The following is a 3,399-nucleotide window of genomic DNA, read 5'->3' on the forward strand; positions in this document are numbered from 1 at the left end:
ACCGGTCTCCGGAATAACCGGGGCGGTTCAGGGCTAGGTCATTGGCCAAGGTCGGGTCGATGCGATAGGTGGTGAAGCCAGTAGTACCGTCGGAGAGTGGCGTATTGTAGGTGCCTTTGATCCGCTCTGAACTAACATCAAGCGTGTTGATGATGCCTTGCTCAAGATGATGTCGAAACTCGGAATAGGGAATCGGTTCGTAGGAACGCTCCTCCGCAATGAAGTCCTGAGCCAATAGGACAACAATATAGCCGAAAATAAAAAAGAGGATATATGCTTGGTAACGTTTGTCCATGCTAACCTCAATGCGGCTTACTAGAGGGCCTTATTGGAGGAGGTTTCGCCCTTGTTACAGATCGGCGCAGTTTTTGCAGCGGGTTGTGTAGGGCAAGGCCTTGAGACGATCTGGTGCGATGGGCTTGTCACATTCCTCGCATAAGTCTCCGACCTGGGCAGCGATGCGTGCCAAGGCGCGTTCGGCCTGGGCCAGTTCTAGCCTGACTTCTTCCTCCAGCCGCGCGACAACTTCGTCGTTTTGAACCTCTACCGCCTGATCATCAAGATCTTTATTCAGAGCGCCACTGCTTCGATGCTGGTGTTCTTCATAGTGATGGATGCGGGCTTTGAGCTCTAACCGTAGGTTGTCTAGTAAGGCCTTTCTATCTTGAGTAGACATGATGTACCCGTTAATGTTGATTAGTAAGTTGATCTATTGAGCGGTATATGGCATCTAATACACTTGGTACAGCTCGCGTTATGCTCAAACCTGTTTTAATCGGGCCGATGGCGGCGTTACACCACCACGGTTTTCTGAGTAAGGTCAAACAGCATGAGCGCTAGAACTTGTATCTATGACTAAAGATCTTCCAGCTTTTCCGCGTCTCGTATCATGCGCATGATTTCGTGTTGTTCTAAAGCGAGGAGGCCATTCAATAATTCCTCGGTGGACGAGACTTCAGCCCGTGTCGATAAATAGCGATAGAGATCAATAATACGATCATGTACTGCTAGCAAAGAGCGCAGGACATCGTCAGTGCCCATGTTGGCAAAGTCTAAATTACCCAGTGTTTCAAGCTTGAAAGGGTGCTTGTCAAAGTATTCTGCACACCACGTTTGGAGCGCGGCTTTCTCTGCATCTTGCTCGCTCAACGCTATGACCTGGCTAAGCTTTTGTTCATGTTGGGAAAGATAGTCAAGTAACATGCGCAGCTTTTCATGCTGGGTGTCCCTGGCGGCGCGCTTTAGTTTATCGGCCAGATTGGCATGCAACCGCCGGGTCAGTTCCAGTATGTCTTTGATGGTTTCAACCGTCATGCCTTTGTCCTATCTCAGGTTAGTCCTTTAGAAAAAGTCGCGCGATCCTTGCAGAATTTTTAGATTTCACACCAAATGCGCTCTCTTAGATCATCACTGAGCTTTGATACCTTATGCACGCGTTTTAACGTCGCTTCTGTCATATCACCAGTGATTTCGTGATAGCAGGACATCATAGATGATGGCGTTAGCAGACCCTCAAGACCCAGCATGCAGCTTGTCAGCTTACTGCAGGAAATCGCCACGGTTGAAAAGAAGTCTAGTTCGTGACGCGTTGCGTCATTCAGTGTCTCTAGCCAAATGCGCTGTAACTTGATCGCTGTGTTAGTGGATTCCATCCAAGGTTGAGACCACAAAACGAGCAAGTTGTCTGCCACGGGTGCTTTCAGAGGGTTTTTTTGATGACCTGAAGTTATCATGTTCTTGTCCTCGTTGAAGTGTTTTTGTTTTGTAGCCAGGCGAAAATTGCATTTATTTTGATTCGTTTTGTATTTTCATTAATAATCAATTAGTTCGATGTACTTAACGTCCTGATTTTTATTTTATTTAGGTCGGTGAGTTATCTTATTAGGCTGACAGCAACACTTTAATTGCATTTTCCGAAGAAGCACGCGAAAAAATATCATAGGCTTCCTCGATCTCTTTCAAGGCGAACCGATGGGTGATTAGGCTCTTCGCTTCAATGCCACCTGCCTCCAGGAAACGCATCAATACTGGAATGGTATTGGTGTTCACCAGCCCAGTGCGCACGGTAACGTTTTTGATCCATAGGTCCTCAATTCGAAATTCAACGCTGCGGCCATGCACCCCGATATTGGCAAGGCGACCACCGGGACGCAATATGCGCTGGCAGGTATCAAACGACTCGGGAATTCCTACGGCTTCCATCGCTACATCGACGCCTTCACTATCCGTGAGCTTCATTATTGTTTCGACCGGGTCAGCACTGACGGTATCGGTAGCTCCTAACTGACGTGCCACGGCTAGACGGTTTTCGTCGGGATCTACCATGATAATACGTGCGGGTGAGTAGAAACGGGAGGTGAGTAGGGCCGCCAAGCCGATCGGCCCGGCACCGACGATGGCCACGGTATCGCCGAGTTTAACTCCGCCATTGAGTGCGCCAATTTCATGACCGGTTGGCAGGATATCGCTCAGCATAAGTGCGGCGGCAGGATCGAGCCCCGGCGGCAAGTGGTAGAGACTGTTGTCGGCATGCGGGATGCGTACGAATTCAGCCTGGGTGCCATCAATTTTATGCCCCAGAATCCAGCCTCCATCGCGGCAATGCGCATACATTCCTTGCTTACAGTAGTCGCAATGTCCGCAAGAGGTGATGCAGGAGATAAGTACTTGATCTCCTGGCTTGAGGCTACTCACGCTATCACCTACTTTTTCTATGATACCGATTCCTTCGTGGCCCAGAGTGCGACCAGCTTCGACTGTAGGAACATCTCCTTTAAGGATGTGCAGGTCAGTCCCGCAAATGGTGGTTTGCGTTATCCTTACAAGAGCATCGGTGGGAGTCTCGATTATAGGCCGGGGCTTCTCTTTCCACTTCCGTTTCCCTACTCCTTCATAAACAAGTGCTTTCATCGTTTATTCCTCCTATGCAGACAATTGCTAGGGATCTCGCAATAGCTTTCAAAGAGTATAGATAATATAGGTGCACAAAAACTTGACCGTTGTCAGCTTTATAGCTTTGTTTTTTTATGCGTGTATGGTTGTTATAAAACCGGCAGCTTAAATAGCTAAGACTTGATTAGCACTACAAGGGTGAAGTTTGAGTTATTGGCTAATGGTAATGGTGGATGTTCTTTTGAGGAGTATTAATTTCTTAATGCCGTGATGAAAAATTGACAGAGATCATAGAAAATGAGCTTTCTCTCACACTAGGATGCCTCCTGAAAAACAGCCTAATGTTGGGCTATTTCTACATGGTGAGAGGGCTTTATTGATGGATAACTTGACAGCACTTAATTTTCTGCCGCAAGACCAGCTGAACTTAGCATATTTGCACGAAGTACGTGAGTTAAATCGCTACCGAGGCTTGGCCTGGATTCATAGAATAACCGCAGCACTTTG

4 protein-coding genes are annotated in these 3,399 nt (G+C 47.7%); all 4 read right to left on the minus strand.

The window, feature by feature from the left end; all coding sequences use genetic code 11:
- The coding region (locus K7H09_RS24165) for an ATP-dependent metallopeptidase FtsH/Yme1/Tma family protein (protein ID WP_230806346.1) at nucleotides 1-295 on the minus strand (295 nt) is incomplete at its 3' end.
- A 54-nt stretch (nucleotides 296-349) separates the two neighbouring features.
- Complete coding sequence (locus tag K7H09_RS24170; protein ID WP_027959244.1) at nucleotides 350-676, minus strand: TraR/DksA family transcriptional regulator; 327 nt, start codon at nucleotides 674-676, stop codon at nucleotides 350-352.
- Nucleotides 677-855: 179 nt separating this feature from the next.
- Nucleotides 856-1,314, minus strand: coding sequence for a hypothetical protein (locus K7H09_RS24175; protein ID WP_041158416.1), 459 nt, complete (start codon nucleotides 1,312-1,314; stop codon nucleotides 856-858).
- 567 nt (nucleotides 1,315-1,881) lie between these two features.
- On the minus strand, nucleotides 1,882-2,910 hold the full coding sequence (locus tag K7H09_RS24180; RefSeq protein WP_039858317.1) for a zinc-dependent alcohol dehydrogenase family protein: 1,029 nt from the start codon (nucleotides 2,908-2,910) through the stop codon (nucleotides 1,882-1,884).
- Nucleotides 2,911-3,399: the final 489 nt, after the last annotated feature.

Source organism: Halomonas sp. IOP_14 (genome assembly GCF_021021315.1).
GTDB lineage: Bacteria > Pseudomonadota > Gammaproteobacteria > Pseudomonadales > Halomonadaceae > Vreelandella > Vreelandella titanicae.

Coding starts and splice junctions, on each gene's coding strand:
- K7H09_RS24175 (WP_041158416.1), bottom strand. CDS start 1,314: ATGACGGTTGAAACCATCAAAGACATACTGGAACTGACCCGGCGGTTG.
- K7H09_RS24180 (WP_039858317.1), bottom strand. CDS start 2,910: ATGAAAGCACTTGTTTATGAAGGAGTAGGGAAACGGAAGTGGAAAGAG.
- K7H09_RS24170 (WP_027959244.1), bottom strand. CDS start 676: ATGTCTACTCAAGATAGAAAGGCCTTACTAGACAACCTACGGTTAGAG.